Origin of the sequence: Paraburkholderia tropica, from assembly GCF_014171495.1 — a bacterium.
GTDB lineage: Bacteria > Pseudomonadota > Gammaproteobacteria > Burkholderiales > Burkholderiaceae > Paraburkholderia > Paraburkholderia tropica.
On the sequence record NZ_CP049134.1, the window covers coordinates 105159 to 119143 of the forward strand.

General features: G+C 66.9%; 13 protein-coding genes. 4 read left to right on the forward strand and 9 right to left on the reverse strand.

The genetic code is table 11. The features are described from left to right. Nucleotides 1-194: 194 nt before the first annotated feature. The 6 genes from rqpR to G5S35_RS00500 form a co-directional block, all read right to left on the reverse strand. Nucleotides 195-851: a response regulator transcription factor RqpR gene (gene rqpR / locus G5S35_RS00475; RefSeq protein ID WP_065061931.1), complete on the reverse strand. Its 657-nt coding sequence runs from the start codon at nt 849-851 to the stop codon at nt 195-197. Further along, on the reverse strand, nt 848-1798 hold the full coding sequence (locus tag G5S35_RS00480; protein ID WP_065061933.1) for a sensor histidine kinase: 951 nt from the start codon (nt 1796-1798) through the stop codon (nt 848-850). The genes rqpR and G5S35_RS00480 overlap by 4 nt, the downstream gene beginning before the upstream one ends. Before the next feature lie 454 nt (nt 1799-2252). Then, nucleotides 2253-3023 carry a ferredoxin--NADP reductase gene (locus tag G5S35_RS00485; RefSeq protein WP_065061935.1) on the reverse strand — a complete coding sequence of 257 codons (771 nt, stop codon included), beginning with the start codon at nt 3021-3023 and terminating at the stop codon, nt 2253-2255. Nucleotides 3024-3732: 709 nt separating this feature from the next. After that, a complete protein-coding gene (locus tag G5S35_RS00490) occupies nt 3733-4386 on the reverse strand; it encodes a LysE family translocator (protein ID WP_065062291.1) in 654 nt (217 codons plus the stop codon). Between the two features lie 196 nt (nt 4387-4582). Further along, nucleotides 4583-5386, reverse strand: a complete 804-nt coding sequence (locus G5S35_RS00495; RefSeq protein ID WP_065061937.1) for an endonuclease/exonuclease/phosphatase family protein — start codon at nt 5384-5386, stop codon at nt 4583-4585. An 84-nt stretch (nt 5387-5470) separates the two neighbouring features. Further along, a complete protein-coding gene (locus G5S35_RS00500; protein WP_231957658.1) occupies nt 5471-6094 on the reverse strand; it encodes a hypothetical protein in 624 nt (207 codons plus the stop codon). 391 nt (nt 6095-6485) lie between these two features. Between G5S35_RS00500 and G5S35_RS00505 the strand changes: the two genes are divergently transcribed. Further along, the gene (locus G5S35_RS00505; RefSeq protein ID WP_065061939.1) at nt 6486-7592 is read left to right on the forward strand and encodes an NAD(P)/FAD-dependent oxidoreductase; all 1107 of its coding nucleotides are present in this window, start codon (nt 6486-6488) and stop codon (nt 7590-7592) included. A gap of 132 nt (nt 7593-7724) precedes the next feature. Further along, nucleotides 7725-8036, forward strand: a complete 312-nt coding sequence (locus tag G5S35_RS00510) for a high-potential iron-sulfur protein (RefSeq protein ID WP_065061941.1) — start codon at nt 7725-7727, stop codon at nt 8034-8036. Between the two features lie 49 nt (nt 8037-8085). Here the strand turns inward: G5S35_RS00510 and G5S35_RS00515 are convergent, their stop codons facing one another. Both G5S35_RS00515 and G5S35_RS00520 read right to left on the reverse strand, forming a co-directional pair. Then, on the reverse strand, nt 8086-9600 hold the full coding sequence (locus G5S35_RS00515) for an amidase (protein WP_074982952.1): 1515 nt from the start codon (nt 9598-9600) through the stop codon (nt 8086-8088). 181 nt (nt 9601-9781) lie between these two features. Continuing rightward, nucleotides 9782-10480 carry a dienelactone hydrolase family protein gene (locus tag G5S35_RS00520; protein WP_065061945.1) on the reverse strand — a complete coding sequence of 233 codons (699 nt, stop codon included), beginning with the start codon at nt 10478-10480 and terminating at the stop codon, nt 9782-9784. 353 nt (nt 10481-10833) lie between these two features. Between G5S35_RS00520 and G5S35_RS00525 the strand changes: the two genes are divergently transcribed. Both G5S35_RS00525 and G5S35_RS00530 read left to right on the forward strand, forming a co-directional pair. Next, complete coding sequence (locus G5S35_RS00525) at nt 10834-11040, forward strand: hypothetical protein (RefSeq protein WP_146229907.1); 207 nt, start codon at nt 10834-10836, stop codon at nt 11038-11040. Nucleotides 11041-11273: 233 nt separating this feature from the next. Next, the gene (locus tag G5S35_RS00530) at nt 11274-12419 is read left to right on the forward strand and encodes a branched-chain amino acid ABC transporter substrate-binding protein (RefSeq protein WP_065061947.1); all 1146 of its coding nucleotides are present in this window, start codon (nt 11274-11276) and stop codon (nt 12417-12419) included. Nucleotides 12420-12573: 154 nt separating this feature from the next. Here the strand turns inward: G5S35_RS00530 and G5S35_RS00535 are convergent, their stop codons facing one another. Further along, nucleotides 12574-13791 (reverse strand): MFS transporter, encoded by a 1218-nt coding sequence (locus G5S35_RS00535; RefSeq protein ID WP_074982953.1) that lies wholly within the window; start codon nt 13789-13791, stop codon nt 12574-12576. Nucleotides 13792-13985 lie beyond the last annotated feature (194 nt).

Consider the following 13985-nt stretch of genomic DNA (forward strand, 5'->3'; position numbering starts at 1 on the left):
CGATCCTTGCCGGGCGTTTCGCGAATCGGCGAAATCATTTCCGGATCAAGGGCTTATGGCGAGAAGGTTGCCTGAGTGGGACGGCGCACGCTTGCATGCGCCGGGCGTGCAGGCGTGCGGCGCGACGGCGCGCAGCCGGCTGCGGCAAGAGGACGCCGCACGCCACCGCCCGTCCGGGCGCGAATCCGCGCCGCTCAGAAGCTCGCGGTGGGCGCGAGATCGACGAGCTGGTTGCTCATCGCGTAGAAGGTCAGCTCTGCGTTGTTGTTGAGCTTCATCTTTTCGAGCAGGCGCGTGCGGTAGACGCTCACCGTCTTCACGGAGAGCGAGAGCGTGTGCGCGATGTCGGTGAGGCGCTTGCCCGAGGCGAGCATGCACAGCGTCTGGTATTCGCGGTCGGAGAGCTTTTCGTGCGGCAGCTGCTCGGCGTCGACCAGCACGTAATCGGCGAGCGCCTCGGCCATCGCCGGGCTCACATACTTGCGGCCGCTCGCGACCTGCTGGATCGCGGCCGTCATCTGCGCGGCGTCCACGGTCTTGGACAGATAGCCCGACGCGCCGGCCTTCAGCGCGCGCACCGCGTATTGATCCTCGCGATACATCGAGAACATCAGCACCGGCACGCGCGGCGCCTTTTTCTTCGCGCGTTTGAGCACCTCGATGCCGCTCATGTCGGGCAGCGAGATGTCGAGCAGGACCACGTCGCAGGCGTGGCGCGCGAGCGCGACGAGCGCCTCGCTGCCGGTCTGGGCTTCGATCACTTCGCAGGCGATGCCGCGGTCGAGCAGCAACTGGCGCACGCCCTGGCGCACCACGGCGTGATCGTCGACGAGCAGGATGCGCAGGGTCATGAGCGGGCGTCCTGAGCGGAGTTCGGAAGAGAAGACGGGGCGGTGTCGGCGCAGAGCGTGTCCCAGAGGAAGCGCGCTTCGACGTTCGTGCCGGGGCGGGCCTGGCCCGGTTGCGCGGTCGCTGCGCGCAGCGTGCCGCCGAATGCGGCGCAGCGCTCGCGCATGCCGGAGACGCCGTAGTAGCTGCGGCCCGTGGCGCCGGCGGCGTCGTCGTGTACGAACGCGAGCGACGCGTCCTGCTGGCGGCTCTGGCGCTTCACGCGGCGGGCGGCTTCGCGCGACAGGCCCACGCCGTCGTCGACGACGGTGAGGATCAGCTCGCGCTCGGTGCTGTCGAGACGGACTTCGACGCGCGTCGCCTGGGCGTGGCGCGCGACGTTGGTGAGCGCTTCCTGCGCGACGCGGAACACGGCCAGCGCGGCTTCGCCGGGCAGCGCCGCGAGGCGTGCGTCGCAGGTGCCGCCGGTGAATTGCGCGCTCAGGCCGGTGCGCGACGCGAAGCCGCGCGTCCAGCGCTTGAGCGCCGGCGCGAGGCCCGCGTCCAGTTCGGGTGCGTGCAGGCCGTCGAGCACGTGGCGCACGGCAGTGGCGGCGGCGTCGAGCGAGCGGGCGACCAGCGCGAGCGCGTCGGCGCATTGCGGCGGGGCATCGGCGGGCAGCCAGGTGTAGACGTTGGCGATGGCGAAACGGGTCGCGGCCAGTTCGGCGCCCACGCTGTCGTGCAGCTCGCGGGCGAGGCGATGGCGCGCGGCCTCGTCGGCGTCCACGCGTGCGGCGCCGGCCGCGACGATCTGCCGCTGCACGCGCGCGATGGCGTCGAGCGCGGCGCGTGCGCCATCGGCGTTGGCCAGCAAGGAGAGGCCGCCGCCCGCATGGCTGGCGCGCGCCGCGGACGCATCAGCGCCAGGCGCGCGCGCGTTGCCCGCGGCGTAAGTCGACGTATCCATCCTTCCCCCGTTGAGGAACCGGTCCCGCCTGGTTCCTGGCTCCGCGCCGGCTGAATCGGTGGCCTTTCCGCGTCGGAAAGCGGGACCCCGAATTCGCTCGGCGCAGCGTAACGAAATTTACATCCGGTAACAACCTGACCGAGACTCTGCCAGGCATTCCGAAATGGCCGATGTTGCGCCGCGATAATATCCCAAAATAAGAAAAGATACAGTCGGGAAAGGCTTTAGCGGCGAAACCTGAGAGCCGGCTTGAAGTTCGGCTCGCGTGCGTCTTCTCGATTTCTGTCAGAAAAACACTGACAAAGAAGCTACGCGAAATCGGCGAAAAATGTAACTGTCCGGGCAGTTTATGCGTGTTGTTGTTGCGTGCATACCGCGAAAAAAAACCGGAGCGCGGGGCTCCGGTTTTTTGGGCGTGGCGTGCTGCGGCTTTTCGCCGCCGCCGGCGAGGAAATCAGCCGACGAATGCCTTTTCGATCACATAGTGACCCGGCTCGTTGTTGCTGCCTTCCTTGAGGCCGGCCTTTTCGAGCAGTTCGACCGTGTCGCGCAGCATGTGCGTGCTGCCGCAGAGCATGATGCGGTCGCGCTCGGGCGTGAACGCCGGCAGGTCGAGGTCGGCGAACAGCTTGCCGGTGTCGATCAGTTCGGTGATACGGCCGCGGTTGTCGAACACTTCGCGCGTGACGGTCGGGTAGTAGACCAGCTTTTCGCGGACGATCTCGCCCAGGTATTCGTGCTCGCGCAGTTCTTCGGTGATGAATTCCTTGTACGCGAGTTCATCGACGAAACGGCAGGTGTGCGTGAGGACGATCTTGTCGAAGCGGTCGTAAATGTCCGGATCCTTGATGATCGACATGAACGGCGCGAGGCCCGTGCCGGTCGACAGCATCCACAGCACTTTGCCGGGCAGCAGGTTGTCGGCCACCAGCGTACCGACGGGCTTCTTGCCGATCAGCACCTTGTCGCCGACTTTCAGATGCTGCAGGCGCGACGTGAGCGGGCCGTCCGGCACCTTGATGCTCAGGAATTCGAGGTGTTCCTCGTAGTTCGCGCTCGCCAGCGAATAGGCGCGCATCAGCGGCTTGCCGTCCACTTCGAGGCCGACCATCGTGAACTGGCCGTTGTCGAAACGCAGGGCCTGGTCGCGCGTGCAGGTGAAGCTGAAAAGCGTGTCGGTCCAGTGATGGACGCTCAGAACGGTTTCTTCGGTGTGTTTGCTCATGGTTCCTGATGATGCGAAACGAGGTCCGCCGGACGGGGCGTTCCTTCCGGCCGCATGACGATGCATGACTGGCCCGGTATGACGATGCGCGGCGCGCGGCTCTGACATCCGGTGGCTACGTGGCTTTGCAGGCGCTGACCGTGCCGCTGCGAGCCCGCAGCCTCGATGCGAACGAGGCGCAATCCGCCATTTTACCGCGTGCGCGCCTCATGGGCGGCGCCGCGCTGCAAGGGGAGGGAAGCTCGCGTGGGCCGAGGCATCGTGCTGGCGCCCGTACGCGGCTGGCGTGACGGGTAGCGCTGGCTGCCGATCGGCGGAAAACGGCTGGCGCCGGCCGGGCCGTGCCGGACTTTGTGCTCCGGGCCGCATGCGGCCCCGATTGCGTCCGGTTCAGCCCGATTTCGATTCGATTTCGCTCAGAGCGACTCGAATCCGGCCGTCCTGCCCGTTCCACCAGGGAGCGGGCGTGCTTGCCGCGAGCGGCGCGCGTCGCGAACGAGGCGCGCCTGCGAATGTTCGCCCCAGATAATACCGGATCGTCTGACAGGCCGCACCATTGACCCTGACGGCGGGGCAGTTTCGCGGCGCGCGAACAACGCTTGAAACTGCTCAGGATGCCTCAGCAGACATCGGCGGGTTTCAGCAGACGCCGAGCGGGCTTCATCGGGCAAAGGTCGGCGGTCAAAGGTCAAAGGTCAGCGGTCAAAGGTCAGCGGTCGGCGGCGAGCTTGGCGGCGAGGCCGATCAGCGCCGTGCCGCAGAACGCGTCGATCGGACGGCGCAGGCGCTTGTAGCCGCGCTGCGTGCGTTGATCGGCGAACAGGAGCGCGAGGCCCGCGTGCCAGCCGAACGACATCGCCGCCACCAGCGCGAGCGCCGCGCCGTAGAACCACGTCGGCGGATGCGCGGGAAAGACCGCCGCGAACACGCTGGTCCAGAACACACACGACTTCGGGTTGGTCAGGCAGGTGAGAAAGCCCGCGCGCCAGGTGCGGAACCACGCGCGGCGGTCGGGCGGCGGCAGCGGCTCGACGGGCGCGCTGGGCGCGGCGTTCTGCGATGCCGTGTCGCGGCGCATGCCCGAGCGCAGCAGCTTGATGCCGAACCACAGCAGATACAGCGCGCCGCCGATGCGCACGCCCTGATACAGCCAGTCGATGTGCTGGAGCACGGCGGCGAAACCGAGCATCGCAAGCGCGGCCCAGAGCGTCGAGCCCGTGCCGACGCCGAACGCCGACGCAATGCCGAGACCGCGCCGTCCGGCGAGCGAGAGTTGCGTCACCATAAAGAAGTTCGGGCCGGGACTGATCAGCGCGAACAGGTAGACGACGGCGATCTGGAGCAGGGTGGCGAGGTGATGCACGCGGGCCTCGGAGCAAGAAAAGCGCGCCATCGAGGCGCGCGACGCGACATATTAACGCGCTTGCTTCGCAGACCCAGGGCGTTTTTCAGCGGTTCCGACGCCGTTTTCGCGCGGCGTGGGAATCATCGGCGGGAAGGATGAAATCGGCGGAATCGGCAAAATCGGCGAAATCGGCGCGCGAGCCCGCCGTCTCGCGTCACTCCAGCCGCAGCCGCGCCATATAAGGAAGGTGATCGGAGAGCCAGGCCGTTTCCTGCGGCGGCGTGATGAGTTCGACGGGTTGCAGGCCGCGCACGAACATCTTGTCGAGCGCGAGCGCGGGCGAGAACGCCGGGAAGGTGCGGGCGGGCTCGCCGAGCAGCGTCGCCACTTCCTGCAGGCCGTGTTCGGCGAACAGCGGCACCGAATCGTTGCGCCAGTCGTTGAAATCGCCCGCAAGCACGAGCGGTCCTTGCGGCGCTTCCTTGGCGATCCAGTGGGCGATCCAGTGCATCTGTTTGAGGCGCGCGCTGCGGGTGAGCGCGAGGTGCGCGCACAGCAGCGTCACCTGCTGGCCCGCCACGCTCGCGCGCGCCACCAGCAGACCGCGCCGCTCGAAGCGATGCGCGGAGATGTCCCAGCGTCCGCCCAGGTCGAGCGGATGCGGCGACAGAATGGCGTTGCCGTGCCGCCAGGACGGCTTGAACACGTTCGGCCCGAGGGCGATCTGCAATTCGAGCGCGTGGGCGATTTCGGTGGCCTGGCACTGCCAGACGTCTTCGAGCGGATCGCCGAGCGGCGCGCCGAAGGTCGACGAAAGCACCGGCTGCGGCAGACGCCGCGCCATCGCTTCCTGAAGAAACCAGGCGTCGGCGTGGGTCGACTGCACCCATCGTCGCATGGCCTGCCAGGCCTGAAAGCCAAGCGGTGAGCGGCCCTTGTGCAGGTTCCAGCTCACCGCGACGAAGTCCCCGGCGTGGGCCGGGTCCATGTCGATGAGAGGTTGTTCGAGATTTCGCATGCGTGTGTTGCTACGTGTTCTGACGCGGGGTGGACGGCGTCGGCCGGTGGGCCGCGCTCCGGTTCGTGGTCGACCGGTGCGCCGTCAGGGCCCCGCGGCGGGCGGCGCGAGGTTCGCGCGCACCCGGTAGACGAGCTTGGGATCGTGATCGACGATCGTCCAGGTCACCCACTGGCCGGCGGGCACGTTCAGGCCCGGATGACTCGCGCTCACCTGGCGCGGCTGCGGCGGCAGCTTGCAGCCGTCGGTCGTTTTCGGCGCGACGGGGTTCTCCAGCGTTTCCTGGGCGTCGATGGCGAGAATCGCGGCGCTGGCGTTCGCTTGCAGCGGCGACACCGTGATCGTGCGTTGCAGGTCGATGCTGCCCGCGGGCTGATCCTTGCAGCCCACGTTGTGCGTGACCACCTTGTGATGCGTGTCCGTGCGCGCCTGGCCGACCGTGGTCGAGCCCTCGAAGCTGTCGATCTTCTGGCCGTCGCGGTCGACTTCCAGCGTCCAGTTGACGACGCCTTGCGGCGCGAGCGGCGAAGCCGGCGCGGACGTGCCGGACGCCGCAACGGCCGCCGCCGCCGATGCAGCCGTGGGCGCGGGATTCGTCACCGTGATCGACGCTGCTGCGGGCGGTGCGGTTTCCTGAGCCCGCGCGCTCGCAGCCAGCGCGCAGGCGGCGACGAGTGCGGTGCTCAGGGCGGTCTTCCATAACGTCATCTCGACAGGCTCCATGCTTGGCAGGGTTCGTTATGACCATCGATCCTATACCGGGTTCGCAAACGCCGCGTTTGCGGCCGCCGGATCGCGGCGAAGCCCGGCGTCGCGGCAAGGACGAAAACCCCTTTGTTTTCAGGATGTGGGGACAACCCCGCCCGGTTTCCATCGCGTAGGGCGAGAAAACTATTACAGCAAATGTAATGCCGCCTCGCGCCGCGTGCGCGTTAAATCGATTCGACCCCGGGAAAATCGTGTCCCGAAGCCGCCCGGCGCGCGCGCGTCATGCGTGTACGCCAGCGCGCCTTCGCCCGCACTCGCGCCGGTGGCTTGCCGATGCGCGGCGTACAATTTTTGAAGGATGCCGGAGCGAGCGGGAGGCGAGCGCAGCGTCATGGACCAGATCGAATGTGTGGTGATCGGCGCGGGTGTGGTCGGCCTCGCCGTGGCGCGCGCGCTGGCGGCGCGCGGCCGCGAAGTGATCGTGCTCGAAGCCGCCGAGGCAATCGGCACCAGCACCAGTTCGCGCAACAGCGAGGTCATTCACGCGGGCCTCTACTATCCGCGCGGCTCGCTCAAGGCGACGCTCTGCGTGCGCGGCCGCGAGATGCTGTACGACTACTGCGCCGAGCGTCACGTCGCGCACGCGCGCTGCGGCAAGCTGCTGGTCGCCACCGCGCCCGCGCAGATCGCGCAACTGGACGCGATCCTCGCGCGCGGCAAGGAAAACGGCGTGTTCGACCTCACGCGCATCAGCGGCTCGGAGGCGCTCGCGCTCGAACCGGCGCTCGAATGCGTGGCGGCCGTGTATTCGCCGCAGACCGGCATCGTCGACAGCCATCAATTGATGCTCGCGCTGCAAGGCGACGCCGAGCGCGACGGCGCGGTGGTCGCGCTCAAATCGCCGGTCGAATCGATCGACGCGAGCGCGAACGGCTTCGTGATCCGCACGGGCGGCGACGCGCCGACCGAAATCCGCGCGGCCTCGCTCGTCAACAGCGCGGGGCTTCAAGCGACGCGGCTCGCCAAACGCATTCGCGGACTCGATCCGCGGCACATTCCGCCGCTCTATCTGGCGCGCGGCAATTACTTCAGCGTGACGGGGCGCGTGCCGTTTTCGCGGCTCATTTATCCGATGCCGAACGAAGCGGGGCTGGGCGTGCATCTCACGCTCGATCTCGGCGGCCAGGCGCGTTTCGGTCCCGACGTGGAATGGATCGAGTCGATCGATTACGACGTCGATCCGCGCCGCGCCGACAGTTTCTACGCGCAGATCCGCAGCTACTGGCCCGCGCTGCCCGACGGCGCGTTGCAGCCTGCGTATGCAGGCATTCGTCCGAAACTCTCGGGACCGGGCGAGCCGGCCGCCGACTTCGTGATCCAGGGCCGCGCCTCGCACGGCGTGCGCGGGCTCGTGAATCTTTTCGGCATCGAGTCGCCTGGGCTCACGGCGTCGCTTGCGATTGCGCAGCGCGTCTGCGAGATGGCCGGGCCGGGTTGAGCGCGCGTGCGCGTCGTGATGACGCGCTTCTCTTATCTCCGGAATTGCAGGCTCACGCGGTGGGGCATCGTTGCTATGCTTCTCGCGCGCCGTCGTCAGAACGGTGTTGCCCACAATACTGGAGTAAGTCCCATGAAATCGTCCCGCCGCAGCTTTCTGATCACGAGCCTTGGCGTCGCCACGACCGTTGCGCTGTCGCGCCAGGCCTTCGCCGATGCCCCGAAGGCATCCGAAGCCGATCCCACGTCCCAGGCGCTCGGCTACAAGCTCGACGCCGCCAAGGTCGACAAGGCCAAATACGCGAAGTACGCCGCCGGCCAGGATTGCAGCAACTGCACGTTCTACCAGGGCAAGGCCACCGACGCGTTCGCGCCGTGCCCGATGTTCGGCGGCAAGCAGGTCGCGGGCAAGGGCTGGTGCAGCGCGTATAACAAGAAGGCGTAAGCGCCTCTCGCGGCACAAGCCGCACTGAGCCTGAAAGCGGCGCGCGAGTCTAGACGCGCGCCATCAGCAGAGGCGGACGCCTGCCGAACCACGGCCGCGCCGCCTCCAGTTGCGCGGCGAGGCGCAGCAGCAACGCGTCGTGATTCTCGCGCGCCGCGAACTGCACGCCGACCGGCAGACCGCGCGCATTCCACGCGAGCGGCACCGTCATCGCCGGCTGGCCGGTCATATTGAAGATCTCGGTGCAGCCCGCCCACGCGAACGCCTTGTTCGCGGCTTCCGTCAGCAGCTTTCTCATCAACGCTTCGACCGGCATCGCGGTGACGGCGCGCATCTGCAGGCGCTCCGACTGCGTGGGTTTCAGCTCGCCGATCTTCACGGGCGGCGCCGCGAGCGACGCGCACAGCATCACGTCGAAGCGTTTCATCAGATCGTCGAAGCGCGCCGTCACGCGCTGCTGCTCGGCGAGCGCGGCGGGCAGTTCGCGCTCGCCGAACTTGCGGCCGATGTGCGCCATCGCCCACGTCGGGATCTCGAAGTCCTGGCGGCGCGGCTTGTTGCCGGTGATGGTGTCGGCGTTCAGCACGTATTGCTCGGCGACGACCGACCAGATCATCAGAAAGGCTTCGCGCGTGGCCGTGAAATCCATGCCCAGTTCGATCGGCTCGACGATATGGCCGAGCGAAGTCAGCAGCTTCGCGGCGTCGTCGAGGGCGTCGCGCACGTCGGGCGAGAGCGCGTCGGCGAACAGCGGATCGGTGATGTAGGCGATCGTCAGCGGCTTGCCGCCGTCGAGCGGCGCGCGCGCGGCCGCGAGAAAGCTGCCCGGCGCGCCGGGCGCGAGGCCAGGATCGCCCGCGAGCAGATCGAGCATCAGCGCGCTGTCACGCACGCTGCGCGATATCGCGAGATCGACGCCCAGTTCGCCCGGCGGGCGCGGCAGGTCCGAGGTCGGCTGGTTGCCGCGCGAGGGCTTGAAGCCGAACAGGCCGCAGCACGCGGCCGGAATGCGGATCGAACCGCCGCCGTCGGACGCGTGCGCGAGCGGCACGATGCCGGCCGCGACCGCCGCCGCCGCGCCGCCGCTCGAACCGCCGGGCGTGTGATCGAGATTCCACGGATTGCGGCACGGGCCGAACAGCTCGGGCTCGGTGTACGGCATCTGCCCGAGTTCCGGCGCGCTGGTCTTGCCGAAGATGTTCAGGCCCGCCGCGCGAATGCGCTGGACCACGGGCGCATCGGCGGTCGGAATGTAATGACGATAGTGACGGCTGCCGAGCGTCATGCGCAAACCGGCGACGGCCGCGCCCAGATCCTTGACGAGAAAGGGCACGCCCGCGAGCGGCCCTTGCGCGAGTGCGTCGAAGCCGTCGCCGTCGGGCGCGACGTGCTGGGCGCGTTTGCGTGCGCTGTCGTAATCCTTGAGCACGATGGCGTTGATCGCGGGATTGGCCGCTTCGGCGCGCGCGATGGCGGTGTCCAGCAACTCGCGCGGGCTCACGTCGCGGCGCTGCACGAGTTCGGCGAGGCCGATGGCGTCGTATTCCAGATAGTCGGACTGCAAGGCGCGCGCTCCCTGTTGGCGTCGTGAGTGAATGCCGCGGCGAGTTTCAGACCCGTCTCGCGGCTCAGCGGGCGAACGCATCGCCCAAAAAACAAAACGGCCATTGCAGCGATTCTGCCGCAATGGCCGTTGTCAGGCGATCGAGGCGATCGACGCGATCGCCATGATCCGGGAAACCCGCTTAGAGATGCTCGGCGAGGAAGCTCAGCGTGCGGCCGTGCGCGAGCACCGACGCGTTCTGGTTGTACGACGCGCGCACCGAGCAGTTGAAGCCGTGATCGGCGCCCGGGTAGATATAGACGTCGGCGTTGTCGCGGCCCGCGAAGCGCTCCTTCACCTGGCCGACCTGATCGAGCGGAATGCCGTGATCGAGTTCGCCGTAGTGGAACAGGATCGGCTGCTTGATCTTGTCGGCGAGATCGAGCTGCGTGTGAATGCCGCCGCCGTAGTACGACACCGCCGCGTCGACCGAACCGCTGCCCGCCGCCATATAGGCGAGACGGCCGCCGAGGCAGTAGCCGATGGCCGCGACCTTGCCCGTGCACTCGGGCAGCTTGCGCAGCGTGTCGGCGGTTGCCGCGATGTCCTGTACGACGAGATTGAAGTCGGTGGCTTTCATCAGCTCGATGCCGCGGTCGCGGTCGGCACCCGTGTATTCGAGTTCGACGCGCGGGGCGCTGCGCCAGAAGATGTCCGGCGCGATCGCGACGTAACCGTCGAGCGCATATTGCTCGACCACGTCACGGATATGGCCGTTCACGCCGAAGATCTCCTGGATGATGACGATGCCGGGACCCTTGCCGCCTTTGGGCAGGGCGAGATAGGCGCCGAAACTGTCCTTGCCGGCGGGAATGTCGATCCATCGAGTCGTTACGCTCACGTTGCTCTCCTTCTTCGCGAATGGGTGTGCGGCCTGGGCCGGTAAAACGGGGAGCCAGTTTGCCATAGGCGCCGCCCTGCCTGCAGCGTGCGTCGTGCTCGCAAGCGGATCGTAATATTTTCGTTTATTCGAAGCGTGCCTCACACGCGCCTCGCACGCGTCGAGCGCGTTCGTTTCGCGCGGTCGATGCGTGCGCGGACAACATGAATTGATGCATCCAGTTCGCCGATGACCGAGGCGCAGCGAGTGAATCGGTGAATACGCGCTCATAGCCTCGGTATCAATTAAACGAAAGCTGACTTTAAAGGCGCGCGGTTATCGAGGAATCCGAACTCAATTGCGGCGCGCTGAAAATGCGCAAACGTTGGCGGTTGTTCCAGCGTGAAAACCGATTGCCGTCAAGCAGTAAAAAATACGCCGAGGCTGATTCACAAAAAATCTCAAAAAAGAGTCGTGAGCTGCCTGGATTTAGCTTTCCGAAAGATTGCAAACGTCTTGTAGAAGCCTTGCAGAGCAAGGCGCAGCGGGCTTCCGGCGGGGTTTGCGCGGGGCTCGGGTGAAAGCCTATTGGTACTCGCCCCGATATCTGAAAAAAGTCCCCCAAATTAATTTGATCACCTACACTTGCGCGCAAGTATGGTGCGCGAACGCTGTCACAAACGGCATTCGAAACCATACTGGCCAGGTGCATCAAGGATGCATCCTGCGTGGTCGTCCGACGGGGAGCGACACGTTCGGGGCGCGGGGGCACAGGGCGATTACGTTGCTTTTGGGTTCGAAACTGGAGACTTACATGAATATCAAGCTTCACAAGCTGTTGCCGATCAGCGCAGCAGCCATGCTGTTCGCGTCGTTTGCAACGGCGGCGAGCGCCGACGTCACGGTCAAGATTGGCCACGTTGCGCCGTTGACGGGCGGGATCGCTCACCTGGGCAAAGACAACGAAAACGGCGCGCGTCTCGCAGTCGAAGAGATCAACGCGAAGGGTCTGACGATCGGCGGCCAGAAGGTCACGCTCGCACTCGACGCGCAGGACGACGCGGCTGACCCGCGTACGGCCACGCAGGTCGCCCAGAAGCTCGTCGACGACAAGGTCGTGGCGGTCGTGGGTCACCTGAACTCGGGCACGTCGATTCCGGCTTCGAAGATCTACAGCGATGCGGGCATCGTGCAGATCTCGCCGTCGGCAACGAATCCGGCATACACGCAACAGGGCTTCAAGACCACGTATCGCGTGGTGGCAACGGACGCGCAACAAGGTCCGGCGCTCGCGAACTTCGCGTCGAAGACGCTGAAGGTCAAGAGCGTTGCGATCGTCGACGACTCGACGGCGTATGGCCAGGGCCTCGCGAACGAATTCGAGAAGACCGCCAAGGCGCTCGGCATGAACGTGCTGTCGCATGACGCGACGAACGACAAGGCCGTGGACTTCCGCGCAATTCTCACGAAGATCAAGGGCGAAAACCCCGACGCGATCATGTACGGCGGCATGGACGCCACCGGCGGCCCGTTCGCCAAGCAAGCCAAGCAGCTCGGCCTGCGCGCGAAGGTGCTGGCAGGCGACGGCGTCTGTACCGACAAGCTCTCGGACCTGGCCGGCGACGCGACCGACAACATCGTCTGCTCGGAAGCCGGTATGGCGCTCGAGAAGATGCCGCTTGGCAAGGAGTTCGAAGCAAAGTACGAGAAGCGCTTCGGCCAGCCGATCCAGATCTACGCGCCGTTCACGTATGACGCGGTGTACATCATCGTCGACGCGATGAAGCGCGCCAACTCGACCGATCCGGCCAAGATCCTCGCGCAGATGCCGACGACGGACTACAAGGGCGTGATCGGCGAGACGACCTTCGACTCGAAGGGCGACCTCAAGCACGGCGTGATCTCGCTGTACAACTACAAGTCGGGCAAGAAGTCGCTGCTCGACGTGGTGAAGATGTAAGAGCGGCGTGCGCGGCGCGGCCTTCGGGCGGCGCTGCGTGACGTGCCGTTCATCGGCATCGATGAAAAAAGCCCGCGGGTCTTTCGACTCGCGGGCTTTTTGTTTGGGCGTTGCCCGAGGCTGCCGGATGTACCGGCGATGCGAGGCGCCTCGCTCAGATGCCCAGCCGCCGCAACACCTTCGGCGCGGCGAACGCCACCAGCGCGGCGCACAGCGCGACTACCGACAGGCCCACGGTGAGATTCGTCACCTGCGTAATGCCGCCGATCACCACCGGCCCGAACAGCAGCCCGAAGTACGCGATGCCCGCGACGTGCGCGAGCCCTTCGGCCGCGTGGATGCCCTTCACGCGCGCGGCCGCCGCGAACAGCACCGGCATCATGTTCGCGAGGCCGAGACCCATCAGCGTGAAACCCGTGAGCGCGGTGAACGAGAACGGCAGCAGCAGTGCGCCGATCATCCCCGCGCAGGCGAGCGACGCGCTCACCATCACGAGCTGCGGCGCGCCGAAGCGCGCGCGCACGGCGTCGCCGGCGAAGCGCGCCACGGCCATGCCGCCCGAGAACGCGGCGTAGGCGGCGCTCGCGAGCGCGGGCGTCGACAGCACGACGTCGCGCATATAGACAGTCGCCCAGTCGTACATCGCGCCTTCGGCGATCAGCGCGATCAGCGCGATCGCGCCGAGCGCCCACAATGCGGGCGTGCGCCAGCGATTGCCGGTTTTGGCGTGCTCGCCGTGCGCGGCATGCGGCACGTGCGGCAGCACCGCCGGACACGACACGGCCAGCACCAGCGCGGCCAGTGCCGAAGCGAGCAGCAGATGCAGCGCGGGCGCCATGCCGCGCGCGAGCAGCGCGCCGCCGATCGCCGCGCCGGCCATGCCGCCCAGACTGAACATGCCGTGCAGCCCCGACATGATCGGCTTGCCGACCGCTTCCTCGACGGCGCTCGCCTCGGCGTTCATGGCGACGTCGAGCGTGGCCATGCCGATGCCGAACGCCGCGAGCACGACGATCAGCATCCAGTAGTACGGCACGACGAGGATCAGCGCGCCGCAGACGCTCATCGTGATGCCGCCCGCGAAGCAGGCGCGGCGCGAGCCGACGCGCGCGATCCAGGTGCCGATCGACGTCATCGCGGCAATCGAGCCGCCCGCCACCGCGAACAGCGCGTACGAGAGCATGGCCGCGTTCAGGTGGAACTTGTCGCGCACGGTCGGCACGTGCACGCCCCACGAGGCATACATCATCCCGGCGACGAAGAAGAGCGCCATCGTCGCGATGCGGGCGCGGTGACGCCGGGCGGCGGGCAGGGCGCGATGGACGGCGGCGGGCTGCGCGTCGAGCGCGGGATCGGAGGCGTGGTTGGACACTGGGAAATTCCGGCGAAGGATGGCGGCTGGATATAAGCGAAGCGGCGGCTGTGGTGGCGGAAATCAGCGAAAGCGGACGGCGGCGGCCCGGATCGATGTCGGCCAGGCCGGGCGAATAAGCTGTCTGAAAGCCAGGCGACGATTTTAGCCAACGCGCGCGCAGGCTGCTCGCCGCGCCGCGGCCTGCTCTAATA

Coding starts and splice junctions, on each gene's coding strand:
- rqpR (WP_065061931.1), bottom strand. CDS start 851: ATGACCCTGCGCATCCTGCTCGTCGACGATCACGCCGTGGTGCGCCAG.
- G5S35_RS00480 (WP_065061933.1), bottom strand. CDS start 1,798: ATGGATACGTCGACTTACGCCGCGGGCAACGCGCGCGCGCCTGGCGCT.
- G5S35_RS00485 (WP_065061935.1), bottom strand. CDS start 3,023: ATGAGCAAACACACCGAAGAAACCGTTCTGAGCGTCCATCACTGGACC.
- G5S35_RS00495 (WP_065061937.1), bottom strand. CDS start 5,386: ATGCGAAATCTCGAACAACCTCTCATCGACATGGACCCGGCCCACGCC.
- G5S35_RS00500 (WP_231957658.1), bottom strand. CDS start 6,094: ATGACGTTATGGAAGACCGCCCTGAGCACCGCACTCGTCGCCGCCTGC.
- G5S35_RS00505 (WP_065061939.1), top strand. CDS start 6,486: ATGGACCAGATCGAATGTGTGGTGATCGGCGCGGGTGTGGTCGGCCTC.
- G5S35_RS00510 (WP_065061941.1), top strand. CDS start 7,725: ATGAAATCGTCCCGCCGCAGCTTTCTGATCACGAGCCTTGGCGTCGCC.
- G5S35_RS00525 (WP_146229907.1), top strand. CDS start 10,834: ATGCGCAAACGTTGGCGGTTGTTCCAGCGTGAAAACCGATTGCCGTCA.
- G5S35_RS00530 (WP_065061947.1), top strand. CDS start 11,274: ATGAATATCAAGCTTCACAAGCTGTTGCCGATCAGCGCAGCAGCCATG.